This is a genomic window from Thermosediminibacter oceani DSM 16646, from assembly GCF_000144645.1.
Taxonomy (GTDB): Bacteria; Bacillota; Thermosediminibacteria; order Thermosediminibacterales; family Thermosediminibacteraceae; genus Thermosediminibacter; species Thermosediminibacter oceani.
Genome location: NC_014377.1, coordinates 2,225,123 through 2,239,829, shown reverse-complemented (window position 1 = coordinate 2,239,829; position 14,707 = coordinate 2,225,123). Strand labels below are relative to the sequence as shown.

14 protein-coding genes and 1 pseudogene are annotated in these 14,707 nt (G+C 46.6%); 9 read left to right on the top strand and 6 right to left on the bottom strand.

Translation table 11 applies throughout. The features are described from left to right. The first annotated feature begins 15 nt into the window (after window positions 1-15). The 8 genes from TOCE_RS11285 (at window position 16) to TOCE_RS11250 (ending at window position 7,270) form a co-directional block, all read left to right on the top strand. Entirely contained in the window at window positions 16-837 is an 822-nt protein-coding gene (locus TOCE_RS11285; RefSeq protein WP_013276955.1) for an ABC transporter ATP-binding protein, read from the top strand. Window positions 838-930: 93 nt separating this feature from the next. Next, window positions 931-1,194, top strand: a complete 264-nt coding sequence (locus TOCE_RS11280) for a YqhV family protein (protein WP_013276954.1) — start codon at window positions 931-933, stop codon at window positions 1,192-1,194. Window positions 1,195-1,254: 60 nt separating this feature from the next. Next, window positions 1,255-1,944, top strand: a complete 690-nt coding sequence (gene yycF, locus TOCE_RS11275; RefSeq protein ID WP_013276953.1) for a response regulator YycF — start codon at window positions 1,255-1,257, stop codon at window positions 1,942-1,944. A gap of 11 nt (window positions 1,945-1,955) precedes the next feature. Further along, window positions 1,956-3,728, top strand: coding sequence for a two-component system histidine kinase PnpS (gene pnpS, locus TOCE_RS11270; protein WP_013276952.1), 1,773 nt, complete (start codon window positions 1,956-1,958; stop codon window positions 3,726-3,728). A gap of 87 nt (window positions 3,729-3,815) precedes the next feature. After that, window positions 3,816-4,214: a hypothetical protein gene (locus TOCE_RS11265; RefSeq protein WP_013276951.1), complete on the top strand. Its 399-nt coding sequence runs from the start codon at window positions 3,816-3,818 to the stop codon at window positions 4,212-4,214. Window positions 4,215-4,229: 15 nt separating this feature from the next. Continuing rightward, window positions 4,230-5,528, top strand: a complete 1,299-nt coding sequence (locus TOCE_RS11260) for a YycH family regulatory protein (RefSeq protein ID WP_013276950.1) — start codon at window positions 4,230-4,232, stop codon at window positions 5,526-5,528. 18 nt (window positions 5,529-5,546) lie between these two features. After that, a complete protein-coding gene (locus tag TOCE_RS11255; protein ID WP_013276949.1) occupies window positions 5,547-6,395 on the top strand; it encodes a two-component system regulatory protein YycI in 849 nt (282 codons plus the stop codon). Window positions 6,396-6,496: 101 nt separating this feature from the next. Next, window positions 6,497-7,270 carry a copper amine oxidase N-terminal domain-containing protein gene (locus TOCE_RS11250; protein ID WP_013276948.1) on the top strand — a complete coding sequence of 258 codons (774 nt, stop codon included), beginning with the start codon at window positions 6,497-6,499 and terminating at the stop codon, window positions 7,268-7,270. 75 nt (window positions 7,271-7,345) lie between these two features. Here TOCE_RS11250 and TOCE_RS12200 read toward each other — a convergent pair whose 3' ends face one another. The 6 genes and pseudogenes from TOCE_RS12200 to TOCE_RS12990 form a co-directional block, all read right to left on the bottom strand. Then, window positions 7,346-7,978 carry a hypothetical protein gene (locus tag TOCE_RS12200; RefSeq protein ID WP_013276947.1) on the bottom strand — a complete coding sequence of 211 codons (633 nt, stop codon included), beginning with the start codon at window positions 7,976-7,978 and terminating at the stop codon, window positions 7,346-7,348. A 635-nt stretch (window positions 7,979-8,613) separates the two neighbouring features. Further along, window positions 8,614-9,657 (bottom strand): IS1182 family transposase, encoded by a 1,044-nt coding sequence (locus tag TOCE_RS11240; RefSeq protein ID WP_049817926.1) that lies wholly within the window; start codon window positions 9,655-9,657, stop codon window positions 8,614-8,616. Window positions 9,658-9,716: 59 nt separating this feature from the next. After that, window positions 9,717-10,448 carry an IS21-like element helper ATPase IstB gene (gene istB, locus TOCE_RS11235; RefSeq protein WP_013275115.1) on the bottom strand — a complete coding sequence of 244 codons (732 nt, stop codon included), beginning with the start codon at window positions 10,446-10,448 and terminating at the stop codon, window positions 9,717-9,719. After that, complete coding sequence (istA, locus tag TOCE_RS11230; protein WP_083768520.1) at window positions 10,442-11,956, bottom strand: IS21 family transposase; 1,515 nt, start codon at window positions 11,954-11,956, stop codon at window positions 10,442-10,444. Before istA ends, istB begins: the two co-directional genes overlap by 7 nt. 163 nt (window positions 11,957-12,119) lie before the next feature. Further along, window positions 12,120-12,557 (bottom strand): annotated as a pseudogene (locus tag TOCE_RS11225) (transposase); the annotation flags it as partial. 250 nt (window positions 12,558-12,807) lie between these two features. Beyond that, window positions 12,808-12,933 (bottom strand): helix-turn-helix domain-containing protein, encoded by a 126-nt coding sequence (locus tag TOCE_RS12990; RefSeq protein ID WP_425358485.1) that lies wholly within the window; start codon window positions 12,931-12,933, stop codon window positions 12,808-12,810. A gap of 217 nt (window positions 12,934-13,150) precedes the next feature. Between TOCE_RS12990 and TOCE_RS11220 the strand changes: the two genes are divergently transcribed. Continuing rightward, window positions 13,151-14,446: a nickel-dependent lactate racemase family protein gene (locus TOCE_RS11220; protein WP_013276944.1), complete on the top strand. Its 1,296-nt coding sequence runs from the start codon at window positions 13,151-13,153 to the stop codon at window positions 14,444-14,446. The last annotated feature ends 261 nt before the right edge of the window (window positions 14,447-14,707 follow it).

The window sequence follows — 14,707 nt, the reverse complement described above, 5'->3', positions numbered from 1 at the left end:
AGGGGGAAAGCGAAATTGAAACCGCTGATCAGAGTAACGGGCCTTACAAAAATATACGGGACTTCCGGGCAGGCCTTTGCCGGGATAAAAGACGTGAGTTTCTCCGTAAAAGAAGGGGAACTGGTGAGTGTGATAGGACGCTCCGGGTGCGGAAAAACCACCTTGCTCAGGTGCATTGCGGGATTTGAAAAGTACGACTGCGGGAAAATTTGCTTGGACGGTAAAAGAGTTTGCGGTCCCGGCCCCGACAGGTTTATGGTATTCCAGGGCCTTGACCAACTGTTCCCGTGGCTCACTTTAAGGGGCAACATCATCTTCGCCATGAAATCGGTACATAAAGGCATGGCGGCAAAGGAGCTGCGGGATAGGGCCGGTTACTACCTGGAACTGGTGGGGCTGTCCCATTGGGCCGATTGCTACCCCTATCAGCTCTCGGGGGGCATGAAGCAGAGGGCCTTCCTGGCCAGAGCTCTTTCGGTCAATCCCAGGGTGCTACTCATGGACGAACCCTTCGGGAGCCTTGACGCCTTCGGCCGCAGGGCCATGCAGGATCTGCTCCTGAAACTGTGGGAAAAAACCGGGGTAACCATCGTATTTGTGACCCACGACATCGACGAGTGCATTAAGCTTTCGGACAGAATCCTGGTAATGGCCTCCGGAGGCCTCAAGGCCACTATCACCAATCCCCTTCCGAGGCCCAGGCAGTGCGAAGATGCCGATTACAGAAACTTTTTTACTGAGGTCAGCCGGGTGATAGGAGAGGAGGCCGATACCGGAAAGGAGCCCGTGAGGGAGCCCGCCATCAGGCTCAAATGGGCTGATGCCACCCTCCGTTGACCCTTTTTGGGAGTATTTCGGCACGCGGGACGGCATATATTAAAAGTACCCGCGTGCTTTTTATATATTAAACGATAAAGGGGAGTTCAGCCCATGGAAAAACTCCTTTTTGCCATGGCTGTCATGAGGTTTATATCCGCTACCATAGAATTCACAGCCGCAATGATATTTCTCAGGCTCAAGAGCGTGGAGGCTGCCCTCAGAATAAACGCCCTGCTGGGCCTTGTCGGTCCCCTGATTTTTACTGCCGTAAGCCTTATAGGTATTTTCGGAATGGCAGGGAAAGTGTCCACTACAAAGTTGCTGATAATCTTCACGGGTGTGTTGTTAGTGCTCATCGGTACCAGGGCTGGATGATAAATTTGAATGAAGGAAAAATTCTATCGATGGCGTATATAGGAACTTAGAGGTGATATTATGGGTCAAAAGATACTGGTGGTGGACGACGAAAAGCCCATAGTCGATATACTGAAATATAATCTTGCCAAGGAAGGATACGAAGTAATCGCCGCTTACGACGGCGAAGAGGCAATCGAGGTAGCCTTTTCCCAAAACCCGAACCTCATACTGCTGGATGTAATGCTGCCCAAGCAGGACGGATTTCAGGTGTGTAAGAAGTTGAGGGAAAAACTCGCCTGTCCCATCATCATGCTGACAGCTAAGGGTGAGGAAGTGGACAAGGTCCTGGGCCTGGAGCTCGGGGCTGACGATTACGTAACCAAGCCCTTCGGCATGAGGGAGCTCATGGCCCGGATTAAGGCAAACTTGAGGAGGCTGACGCTTTCAAATCCCGTTGAAGAACAAAAGCTATTGAAGGTGAAGGACCTGGAAATAGACCTTGCAAGCTTTCAGGTGAGAAAAAAGGGCAATACCTTGGAGCTCACCTTCAGGGAGTTCGAGCTTTTGAAATTCCTGGCCGCCCAGCCGGGGCAGGTTTTTTCAAGGGAAAAGCTATTAGAAGAAGTCTGGGGATACGAATACTACGGCGATATCCGCACCGTCGACGTAACCATCAGGAGGCTCAGGGAAAAGATAGAAGATGACCCATCCAATCCCTCATATATAAAGACGAAGCGAGGGGTGGGATATTATTTTAACAGAAACTAGGGTGATTTTGGTTGTTCAAGAGCATACAAGGTAAGCTTGTTACAATATACATACTGCTTATCCTGCTCGCCATGGAAGTAGTGGGCTTTTACCTGATGCAGTCTCTGGAGAAGTATCACGACAGGAAACTGACAGAGAGCCTGACAATAAACGCCCAGCTCATATCCGACTTTCTGCTGGTGAGGCACCTTGTTTCGGGAGAAAAACTTTCGGATAACGATTCCACCATAGAGGAGTACATAAAACAGGTGGCCCCCACCATAAAATACATAGTAGTGCTGGACGACAAGGCTTCAGTAATTGCCTCCACCGATAAACAGAAGTTTCGCGAGGGTTCGAGGATCCTTGCTCCGGAAATAATACGGGCTACATTTGGAGAGCAGGCGGAGGACATCCGCCAGGACCCGGATACCAAAAAAAGCTACAAATACCTGGCCTATCCCATAAAAAACAACAGCACTGTTGTAGGAATACTCTACCTCATAACCTCCATGGAGGATATCTACGAAACCCTGAACAATATAAAAGCGATCCTTTTCATAGCCACGGCCATAGCCTTGACAATAACCGGCTTTCTGGGTTACGCTCTTTCCCGGACCATAACCGGCCCCATTCAGGAAGTGACAAAAAGGGCGGCGCTACTGGCTGAAGGCAACTTTGACCAGAAGATTGAGGTAAAATCCGATGATGAAATAGGCAAACTCACCGAAATGTTCAACTTTCTCACCTCACGGCTGAAAGCCACCCTTGAGGTGATATCCGAAGAAAAGGAGAAAATGGAAGCCATACTCACCAATATGGCCGACGGAGTCATAGCATTAAACGGTCGGGGCGAGGTGATACACATCAATCCGGCAGCCAGGCGGATGCTGCAGCTGGAAGAGGACCAGCTGGGCCAGGATTTTGCCGAAAAACTCAGGGAAATTTTCAAAATAAACCCGGAAGACTTCCAAAAGACAGAGCAAACCCAACTGGAGGTCCTGGTCAAGGTGCGGGACGGTACCCTGAAAGCCATTTTTGCGCCTCTCGTCGGGGACGGCAGGGTGACGGGTTACATCCTGCTTTTACAGGACATAACAAAACAGCAGCGGCTGGAAGAAATGAGGAAGGAATTCGTTGCCAACGTGTCCCACGAGCTCAGAACACCCCTCACCACGATCAAGAGCTACGCGGAAACCCTGCTGGATGGAGCCCTTGACGATTCATCGGTGGCCCGGCAGTTTTTGAGCGTGATAAACGACGAGGCGGATAGGATGACCAGGCTCGTGAACGACCTTTTAGAACTTTCCCGGTTGGACAACAGGGAAACCAACTGGGACAAGAAGCCCATCAGGATAGACGGGGTATTGACCGCCGTAATATCCAAAATGATGGTAAGTGTCAGAAAAAAGGGCCTCGAGCTTGAATGCGACCTGCCGGAGGATCTGCCAAAAGTTTTTGCCGACAGTGACAAGATGGAGCAGGTATTTCAGAATATCCTCTCCAACGCCATAAAATACACCCCAGAGGGCGGCAGGATTTTCGTAAAAGCCGAAAACCTGGGGAGTCAGGTGCAGGTTTCCATAAGGGATACAGGTATAGGAATACCTAAGGAAGACCTGCCGCGCATTTTCGAGCGCTTTTACCGGGTTGACAAGACCAGGAGCCGGCAGCTGGGGGGCACAGGCCTGGGACTTTCTATAGCCCGGGAGATCGTTCTGGCCCATGAAGGAGAGATAAAGGTAGAAAGCGAGCTGGGGCAGGGTACCGAAGTCATTATCAAACTCCCGGCCATAGTGGTGTAAATTAAACGTAATTTCCGCGTAATATATTTGTAATATTTATGAGCTACACTATGATTAGGAAGAATATACTGTAAAGAGGGAAAGAACATGAAAAGTCTAATCAGGATTACAGCGGTAGCCATATTGATAACCGTTTTTCTTTTATCTTTCGCCGCCGCCAAGGACACACTCGTCCTCAACCAACCCGGGGAAAACACGATAACCATCCGGGACTTTACGGTCGTATCTGGCGAAGCCCTTGCGGATACATCGGTAATAGTGCTGGTGAACGGTGAAAAGAAGGAGAGCATTGAAGTCGGAGCGTCCGGACTGTTTGTGACCCGGGTGGACCTTAAAACCGGCAAAAATGTGATAACCGTAAAGGCGGTTTTCCCCTCTGGGGAAACGAAGGCGATTTCCCGGATCGTGTACAGGATCGACAGTTCTATGAAGCTGGAAAGTATAGATTCTATAATCCAGGTGCTGAAACTGCTCATCCTCAAATAAAGAGGCGGTGCTGGCGTGAACAACAGGGATTTCCTGCTGGGCGTCCTGCTCATAGGACTGGTTAGCATCAGCCTTTTGCTTTCCAGCCTCACCTGGTGGCGGCTCCCCGAAGGGACGGACGCCATAGAGGCGGAAATCACCGCTCTGAAGGCCGTGGACCTATCAAATGTAGTGGCGCCCGACAGGTTTGTGCTGCATTTTGGTCAGAACACCCACAGCCTGATAAACCAGTCTTCTCCTTATTACGAAAAAATCTGGAGTTTCGTAAGAACGGCCCTTTCTGACGAGTGGCACGAAGAAGCTAAGCAAGCCGGCTTTAGCGCCGAAAAATTTCAGCAGAAAAGAGGGCTCGAGCTTTTTTTTGCAACCCCTCTGCCTGTTAATTTTTTAACAAAAGTTCTGAATATAAAAGGGGATGAACAGGCCATCTCCCAGGACCGCCTGGTAGACACCATTGTAATAGTGGAGGACGATGGCCTTTCCGTATTTTTAAAGGAGGCCGGTGGAGGATTTTTCAGGCTTAAAAAGAAAGCGGACAGCTCCGATCTCAGACAGCTCCTTGATGAATTGAGTGCCGAAAATCCGCCCCTTTATGCTTATCTTCCACCCGCCCGGCTAAACCTGAAGCTTGCTGAAGGCATGTACGTGACGCTTTCAGACACCCAAGACCGGCTGCCCGTATTTACCTTTAAACCTGAAAAAAGGCCGGGGCAAAGCTTCATAGCGGAATTTTTCCCCGACTTTTCAATAACCCGGAGGATCGAGGAAAGGGACGGAGCCGTAATATACACCGACGGGAGTCGAGGCCTCAGGATATATCCGGACGGTGCCGTCGAGTACAGCAGGCCGGTACCGGGCGATCAAAAGCACAGGCTGGGCTTTTACGAAGCCCTGAATTTAGCCGTAGATTTCGTTAACGCCCACGGCGGGTGGCCGAGGAGCGCATACCTCTCCGATTATAAAATCTCGAGTGACCAGGCGCCTATGTATACCTTTAATTTCAGAGTACGGGTGAAAGGTCTTCCCCTGGTAGAGCAAAAGGACTACCTGACCGTGACCGTAGAAGGCAATCAGGTATCCGGGTATTACCGCAGACTCGTCAGGGAAGACGGGGTATTGGAAGAAATCCAACCGATATCGCCGATACAGGCTCTCGATGCCGCCATCGTCGCCGGAGGTCAAAAAGAAATAAAATCCTTGCGACTTGTTTATACCTCAAAAGGAAACATCCTTATTCCGGTATGGATCGTGGACACAAAGGACGGGAAGATTTTTATTGATGCGAGAAACGGGATGATCATGAATCTAAACTGACTCGGAGATGGATTTCGTATGGACTGGAGAAAAGCCGTAAGGATCCTGGTCGTATCTTTTCTTGTGCTAAACGTTATGCTGGCGGTAAGCCTGTATATCAGGGCCGTACCGCGGCGAGCCTTTACCCTTGAAGAAAGCCAGCAGCAGAAAATCAAGACTTTTCTCGAAAGCAAGGGAATAATCCTGAAAACCCAAATTCCCCTAGAGGGGGTACCCGTTTCCTTCCTGGAGATTGGCTATCAGCCGGTCCGGGAAGAAAGCATCATCCGGCAGTTTTTCGGCGGAGAAGTGCCACGGGTCGAGGTGATAAGCGGAGGAAAAAAATTTCTGCTGGATAAGCGGCAGCTGGTGGTGATGGATAATGGCACCGTTACGTACCAAGACAAAAGGTCCGAGCAGATTTTTAAAAACCTGGATGAACAAAAGGCCCTTGAGGTGGCAGAAAGCTTTCTAAAAACCCACGGCGTTTTCCCGGAAGACGCAAGGCTGAACACCGTCACATACGACCCCAAGAGAAAAGGGTATCTGATCGAATACGTGAGGGATTACAAAGGATTTTTTATAGCCAACAGTTACATAGACATCATGGTTACACCCTGCGGCGTCACGAATTTTTCTATGAACTGGCTCAAACCCCTGGAGTTCAGGGGAAAGAAGCGGGAGGTAATACCGCCCATAACGGCAATATTGAGGGTGGATGCCGAAAGAAAATCCGGGGAACCGGTGGTAATAGAAAAGGTGGAACAGGGATTTTACTCGCAATTTTACAACGCCGACCGCTGGCAGGCGGCCCCGGTCTGGAAGGTGGAACTGGAAAACGGCGAGATCTATTACGTAAATGCCTATACCGGAGAAATGGAGAGGTAGAGTTAATCGAGTTTGAATATATTTCGTTCTTTGCCGTCATAGTTATAGTGGTCCCCTTCATCTATACACTTTAGAAAAATTTCTTGAGGGAGGTTCTAAAAGTGAATAAGTGCTTATTATCTTTAGTGTTTGCAATATTTCTTATAGTTAGTTTACCAACTAGTATTATGGCGGCTCAACCAATTGATATAATTCTTAATGGCGAGCATCTTCAATTTGATGTTCCACCGGTTCTTGAAAACGGTCGGGTGCTAGTGCCACTCCGAGCTATCTTTGAGGCTTTAGGAGCAACTGTAGAGTGGGATGGCGTTACTAAATCAGTAATGGCAATTAGAGGTAATGAAGCTGTCAAATTAGCCATTGGTAAAAAGACAGCCTATAAAAACGGGGTATCCGTGGAAATCGACGTTCCAGCTAAAGTAGTTAAAGGTAGAATATTGGTACCTGTAAGGTTCGTTTCAGAAACATTTGGTTCAAGTGTACATTGGGATGCGGAAAAAAATAATGTTACAATTACTCATTTAAAAAGTTTATTAGCAAATTCAGCTTCTAATATAAAGAATTTTATTAAGTGGGTTGACGCAATATATAAAGGTGAGCCAAACCCTGAAGCTGCCAATAAATGGATAGCCGAACGAAATAGACAAGTCGAAGGTTCTTGTAAAGCTATCCAGAATCATTATCAGTTCTTCATAAAAGAGTGGGGTACTCAAATACATAATGACACTTTATTGCAGGCAGTTAACAATAATTATCAGCAAGCTATAAAGTATATGGGGTACCATACAGTAGCTAATGCTATTATTTACGATAATCCTGCTGCTCCTGAAGAACTTCAAAAGATAGCTCAGTCTTTCCAGCTATGGTCAAAATAGGACATAAAATGAACACGGTAAAATGATTCTGCACACTAAAAAGGAGCGCACCGAAAAACGGTGCGCTAGATGTTTTTAACGAATGTCTAGATTTATATTCTCATTATAGTAAGTGTTAAATGTGGTTACAGAAATCCAGGGTTGTCCAGATGGATTTGTTTCATTCGTTGCCGTGCAGTTAGAACTTGTAGCATTAACAAAAGTTGTCGGTGTTCCTACCAATGTGGTTATCCATCGGTTATTATTAACATTTGCTGAACCACCTGAAGGTACTAATAAAGTAGATACCCGACGAACTCTTTGCCCTGAACCATCAAATCTAATTCCACTAACGGTAAAATTGTTGGAGTATAAGAGTGTACCACTTGCATTATAAACGTAACATTTAATGTATCCATTTTCGGCAGCAATTAGAAGTCTATAAGTTGAACCTGGATCAAAGGTATACCCTGGTATCCATTGCCAATCACTTCCACCTACATTAATACTGCGATAGATTCCATATTTTGTGCTATAACCATCAGATGGCGCTAAACCAAAACCAAATTCAAAATCAAATGTTGAACCATCACAACCAAGGTATTCATACAATGCAGCACCACTTTCAATATTTATATCATTTAGAGATGGTAACGTGATCGTTGCTTCAATTTTACGATAACCAGTCGAAGAAGTTTTTATTCTGCGATAAGCAAAATCATAAGCCATAGATATTCACTCCTTTTAATTTGATAGTTTTTGATAGTTTAAGAAGATATCCTCAGAAGAAGATTTAGGGGTCATTATCCGTTCTGGATGAGGCTCTACTTGGCGGTGGGCTCCACCTTGCAAAATGTTTCCGCAATATTTTCAACGCTCGTTCTTTCATCTGGTGTACTGCTAGTTGTGACATCCCAAGTTCTTTAGCCACATCCTGCTCTATGCGTTCCTCAAGGACTGTTGCTGTAATAACTTTCTGTTATTGCGGTGTTAGCAACGAGAGGGTCTCCTGGAGGAAAACCATTTCTTCTACTTCTGCAAGGATGTTATCTGTGGCGGCTACAGTATCCAGCCTTTCAGTTTCATCATTTTTGGCGTCTTGACTGATTAGGTTGTTGAGGATTAGCAGTTCGTGCTCTTTTAGCCGCCTATGCTTCTTCGCTAGCCAGATAGCCTCGTGACGCAAACCGGTAATAAACCAAGCCATAATACGAGCTTTTTTAATATAACTTGTATAGGCGTTAAGTGGAGGGAATCATCATTATCCACCTCCTTCCAGCTTGTATATTTAGCCCTCTCTATATATATAAGAGAAAATAGGGGGTTATTTTAATAACCCCCTCAGCTTGTAGACAAAGCCGCTTTTAGGATGCATAACCTAAAAGCGGCTTTTTGTTGAAGGCGAAGAAAATTTTTAAGAAAAACGAATGTAAAGCGGGGACTGTTGGCGGAAACGTTCCCCGTCTTTTCTTCCATAAAGCCAGCTTTTTTAAATTCATGCATGCGAAAAGAAGCGTGAGGTAATGTCCAACTTTCCTCAAGCCTCGTAGATTTGTATAGCGCATGCCATGCTTTTCCTTCGCATCGGCAAATACCCGCTCGATGGTCTGGCCGCGCATTTTGTATAGTTCTTTACCCCATTGGGTGTGTCTTATATCTTCCGCTATTTCTATGTAATGCTCCCATATATGCCGAGTTATGATTTTTGTGTAATTTTTACTTTTGGTGCACTGTAGGCGCATGGGACATTTACAGCATATTTGGGGGTTGCTCCTATATTCCCGGTATCCCGCCCGGTTGGTGGTGCTGTATTCTAATATTTGGTTGTTGGGGCATATGTAACAATCATAATATTCGTCATAGACGTATTCGCGTTTTTTAAAGTAGCCATCTTTGGTCATCGGCCTCTTGTAGGGCATAACGGGAAGCGCTCCTGCCTCAATGATTTCTCTGCATATCCCGGGGGTTTTGTAGCCTGCATCAACCACTACCGCCTCTATTTTAGAAAATTTATCGTTTACTTCTTGAAATAAATCGGAGAATACCTGGCTGTCATGAACATTTCCAGGTGCTATTTTGACACCAAGGACAAAGTTGTTCCGGTCACAGGCTACAGAAGCTGTGTAGGCAAAGCAGCGCTCTTTTTCCCCTTTTTGAAACATCCCACTTTCAGGATCTGTGGTGCTTACCCTGACTTTTTTAGAGCTATTTTCTCCTTTGTTGTTATCGTCATCATCATCTTCTTCTTCAAAGGGCTTTTTACCGTTTGCTTCCCGTTCGGCGTTGATTTCTTTTAAAAGTTCTTTCTTATATTTTTGAGTCCGTTGCTTAGCGACTTTCTCGATATATTTATTCTTATTGGCACTGGCTTTTATGTGAGTAGCATCGATAAATACTGTTTTTTGCAAGAGGAAATTCCCCATTTTTGCAAAGGTTTTTCCCCAGGCACCGGTGGGGAATTTTTATGTTAACTTAATTGCCTCATGAGTGATTGCCTCATCCGGTAGCTTTGACCATCAAAGATCAATAGGTAACTGTGGTGTATTAGCCGGTCAATCATTGCTGCTGTCATCTGCTCATCGTAGAAAATGCTCGCCCAGCGGCTGAATTCCAGGTTAGTGGTAATTACTACACTGCGACGTTCATAGCAGTCCGAAATCACCTGAAAAAGTAGCTGCGCTCCTTCGCGGTCCAAAGGAACATAGCCCCATTCGTCGCAGATCAGAAGATCTGGTTTGGAAAGCTGTTTCAGTAACCCGGAAAGTTCACCTCCCTTCCGGGCTTCCACCAGCCGGTTTACCAGCGCTGCAGTGCGGAAAAACTTTACGTTGTAGCCTTTTTTACAGGCCTCCACACCGATGGCGGTGGCAAGATGGGTTTTGCCGGTTCCCACGTTGCCGTAAAGGATCAGGTTTTTCTTTTCTTCGAGAAATTTGCAATCTTTTAGGTCCTGCGGTGTAAGCCCCTGCGGGAGTTTGATTTCATCGAATATGTAGCCGGCAAAGGTCTTTATCGTGTAAAAGCCCGCATTTTTCAAAAGCCTGTCCTTTCGACTTGCGTCTCTGTGCTCCAGTTCTAATCTTAGCAGCTTCAGCAGGTATTCTTCATGGCTTTGAGCCTCGATCTTGTCGCAGTTTTCCACTAGATTGCGGCTGAGTTTTAATGCTTTACAGCAGGCGGCGATTTCGTCCTTCAGCATAAATTGGCACCGCCTTTCAGAAAGGCTTTGTCATAGTCTTCTGCATTGAAGCGGAATGCAGTGAGTTCAGGAACCCCTTCCGGAATCTTTACCGGCTCCAACTGCGGGGTTATACCCGTTATCCTGTTATGGATGGCTACGAGGCTGTCTAAATCCTGCACTCCGTAAAGGAGAGCCTCGGCTACAGCGTTCACAGCCTGTTCAAAACTGCTTTTGGTACAAAGCACAGCCAAAGCCTTGAGCGCTTTGCCGCGCTCACTTTTGCTTAAGCCGTCGAGGTATTCCCGGAGTGGGTCCGGCAGCATGCTGTATATTCCCGAATACTTAAGGGCTCCCGGACAGCGGGAAAGCTGGGTAAGATATGGCAGCCAGTCCATGCTTTCTTGCTTGTTGTCCCCGTAAAGCCGCCGGTGGCGCACGATTTCCCGGTGGCTCTCATCCAGCGGTATGACCTCATGGGCTGTTATCTTTACAAGCACCCGGCTGTTGGCGTATTTGGGGGCGGTAGAGTATAGGTGCTTTCCACCGTTCAAGCTGAATTTGGCGTAGGCGTTGGTTTTGACTGTTATGTAACCGGCTACCTCGTAAGGAACGGTAGGCAGCTCAAGCAGAGCCTTACGGTCTTCATTAAAAAGTTCGGCTATGGATGCCTCCTTCCGGTAGTGTTCGCGGTGCATGTCCCGGTCGCACAATCGTAAAAGTTCGCGGTTAAAATCCTCCAGCTTTTCAAACCTGGGGACCGGGACAAGGAAGTTGCGCCGGTGGTATCCCACCTTGTTTTCCACATTACCCTTTTCATGGCCGGAAGCAGGGTTACAGAATACCGCTTCAAAACCATAGTGCTGCTTGAACCTCAGGAAGGCGTCGGTTAGTTTGCGCTCTCCATTTTTCGAGAGTTTCACGATAGTGCTGGCGTTATCAAACCATAGCTTACGGGGTACTCCCCCCAAGTGTTCAAATATGTCCTTAAGTCCCTGAAACAGGCATTCCTGGTTTTCTCCCTTGAAAAGCTGGGTATATCCTACGTTACTGTAGGGAAACGACAGGTTCAGATAAAATCCGTGATGCAGCGTCCCGTTTTCGTAAAAGTCTGCCTCACCGAAATCCACCTGCGCTTCACCCGGGATATGTTCCAGCGGCAGACGACATGAGTTGTCCTGGTACAATTCTTTTTTTCTCATGGCTACGTAGCCTGCTACGGTGCGGTAAGAACAGTTAAACTTATCTTGGTATTTTTCACAGAGCCTGTCATAAATCCTTTTGGCGGTATGCCTCTGCTTTTTGCGAGCTTTTTTATCTTCTTCAAGCCACTGATCTATATCCGCCTTGAAAGGGTCGAGTTTTGGGAAGGTATGTTTAACTTCTTCAACTTTAACCCTGGTGTTCCAGTCTTCTTGATAAATATACTTGCGTATAGTTTTTCGGTCTTTTTGGAATTCCCGGGCTATCTCGCTGATATTTTGCCCTTTCATAAAGAACGCTTTTCTGATATTATCAATATGGGTCATTGTGAGCATCCTCCAATCCTCCCTTGCAGTTAAGATTTCCCTAACTACAAGGGTAAAGGTTTTTAGGGGTGCCTGCAATGACCTTTGCAAATTTGGGGATTTTTGAGTTGCAAAAGTGGGGATTTTATTTTGCAACTCTGTCCATTTTAATTATGCAATAAACAATAAATACTGCATCTGTTTTAACAAACCCGCATTCTATTGCTTCCATCAACACCCGCTCGAATATCTTTTCAAATAGATCACTTTCCTTAAACCGCCGTTCATAGTTTTTTCCAAAAGTTGAAAAGTGAGGTATTTTTTCTTGTAATCCATAGCCTAAAAACCAACGGTAAGCTACATTGACTTCTACTTCTCTGATGGTTTGGCGCATGGAGCGGATTCCATACAATGCTTGGAGCATGAGTAGCTTAATTAACACTACCGGGTCAATACTAGGTCTTCCTGTATTTTCGCTATATAGGTCTTTTACTTCATCATAAATGAAATTAAAGTCGATGCTTTCTTCTACTGCCCTAAGGAGATGGTCTTGAGGTACTAAGCTATCGATGCTTACTAATTCTACCTGCTCTATTATTTCTCGATTTTTCTTCGTTAACATTTCATCGCCCCACAATATTTTTGTATCTTCTTTAATTTTACTAAAAAGCTGATGATTTTTGTACTAGCTTTTGCAAAAAAAGACTGTCGACAGTTACTTTGTCGACAGTCTGAGGGGGTTATTTTAATAACCCCCTACCGAAAAATTTTCTGGAGTCAATCTCGGTCACTGCTTTTATGGGAGAAGTACCGGTTTATCTCATCTCTACCCAAGGTGATATTAGGGTGGTAGCGGTGAACGGCTTCAATTATCAAGTAACTAAATCGGAGCAGGCTTCCTCGTAATCCAGTTGACGGCTGTATTTCTTAACAATTGGAATGAAGTGCTTAACGACGTAGGTCATAGCTTCCTCATCACCATTTTTCGCTGTAGCAATCAGTTCTCGGAGTTTCAGCTTTCTTTGTAAGCTTTGTCACCTCCAAAGATGACAAAAAAACCTACCACATTTTGTCAATGGGCAGATTTAAACTTCTAGAATATAGTGGCACCCAGACTATCATAGTATATTAACACCTTTATTTTACTTTAAGGTGCAGTATTGTTAAAACCCGCGCGATAAAATAAAATATAAAAAATATTTGGGAGATGGCTTCATGAAGATAAAAACCTTTAATTTAAAATACGGCAGGGGGATGATGACGCTTAAAATCCCCGCGAAAAATGTCCTTGGCGTCCTAAAAGCCCGGGATGTACCGGCGGTACCCGACGAAAAAGAGGCTGTAGTGGAGGCGGTGCGAAACCCCATCGGTTCACCTCCGCTTTCCGGGCTGGTTAAAAAAGGCGATTCAGTCGTCATAATAGCCAGCGATATAACAAGGAGCGTCAGGAACTCGAGAGTAATCCCCGTTCTGCTGGAGGAGCTCCGGGAATCGGGAATTCCTTACGAAGACATCACCGTAGTGGTGGCAACGGGCACCCATAGAGGTCATACCGAGCAGGAGCTCGAGTACATGTTCGGTCGGGAAGTCCTGGGAAGGGTCCGGGTGGTCGACCACAACTGCAGGGACCGGGAATCGCTGGTCTACCTCGGCACCACTTCTTCGGGAACGCCGGTGTGGGTCAACCGGTTGGTAGCCGGAGCTGATAAAGTGATAATAACCGGCGGCATTGTGTACCATTCGATGGCCGGATTCGGGGGCGGACGAAAGGCCGTCTGCCCGGGTGTTTCGGGCTACGAGACGATTCAACACAATCACAAGCTGATGCTCAACCCGCCAGACAAGGGTGGGGGCATAAACCCCTTTGTTGGACCCGGAAGGGTATCCGATAATCCCATGGCCCAGGACATGGCCGAAATTGCGGCGATGGTAAATCCCACCTTCATGGTCAACGTAATCCTGAACGATGAAGGGAAAATCGCCCGGGTCGTGGCAGGAGATTACAGGGAGGCCTTCAAAGAAGGCTGCCGCTCTGTCCGGGAGTTCTTCAGCATTGAGGTGGAGAAGTGCGCCGACGCTTTGATCCTCTCCTGCGGCGGATTTCCAAAGGATATCGATCTTTACCAGGCCACAAAGGCCGTAGAAAACTGCCAGGGGGTACTGAAGGACGGCGGTGTAATAGTATTGGTAGCGGAGTGCCCCGAGGGAGTGGGCAACGGCGACTTTTACAGGATTATAAAAGACTTCCCCACCCGCCGGATGAGGGAAGAGGAACTCTGGAGGGAATTTACCATAGCCAAGGGCGTAGGCTACATGCTCACCCTGACTCTGGAGAGGTTCCGGGTGGTGCTGGTGTCGAAACTCGACGCCGGAATGGTCTCCGAAATGGGAATGGTGCCCGCAGCCGACGCAAGCCTGGCGCTACAAATTGTACGCAACATGCTCGGGGAAGATTTCAGGGCCTATGTGGTGCCTGCAGCGTCAACCGTTGTCCCCGTTCTTGTCGGATAAAAACGAAATATTTCCCGGGAAATAAGTATTTGTTGAATTATAGAATGTTTTCAGGCGGAATAAAATAAATTTTTAAAAGGGGATGTTAAAAATCCTCTTTTTCTTTTAAGATGGAAACGTATGGTATAATAAAAGCAGAATGACGGGAGTGGACTTGAGAAATTCAAAAGCCGTGGAAGTATACGGTGGAATTAAACTTACAGATAATAAAGGGAGAATCTCTGGCAAACACCGAAAATCGGTGGAAGAACCGAATTTCGG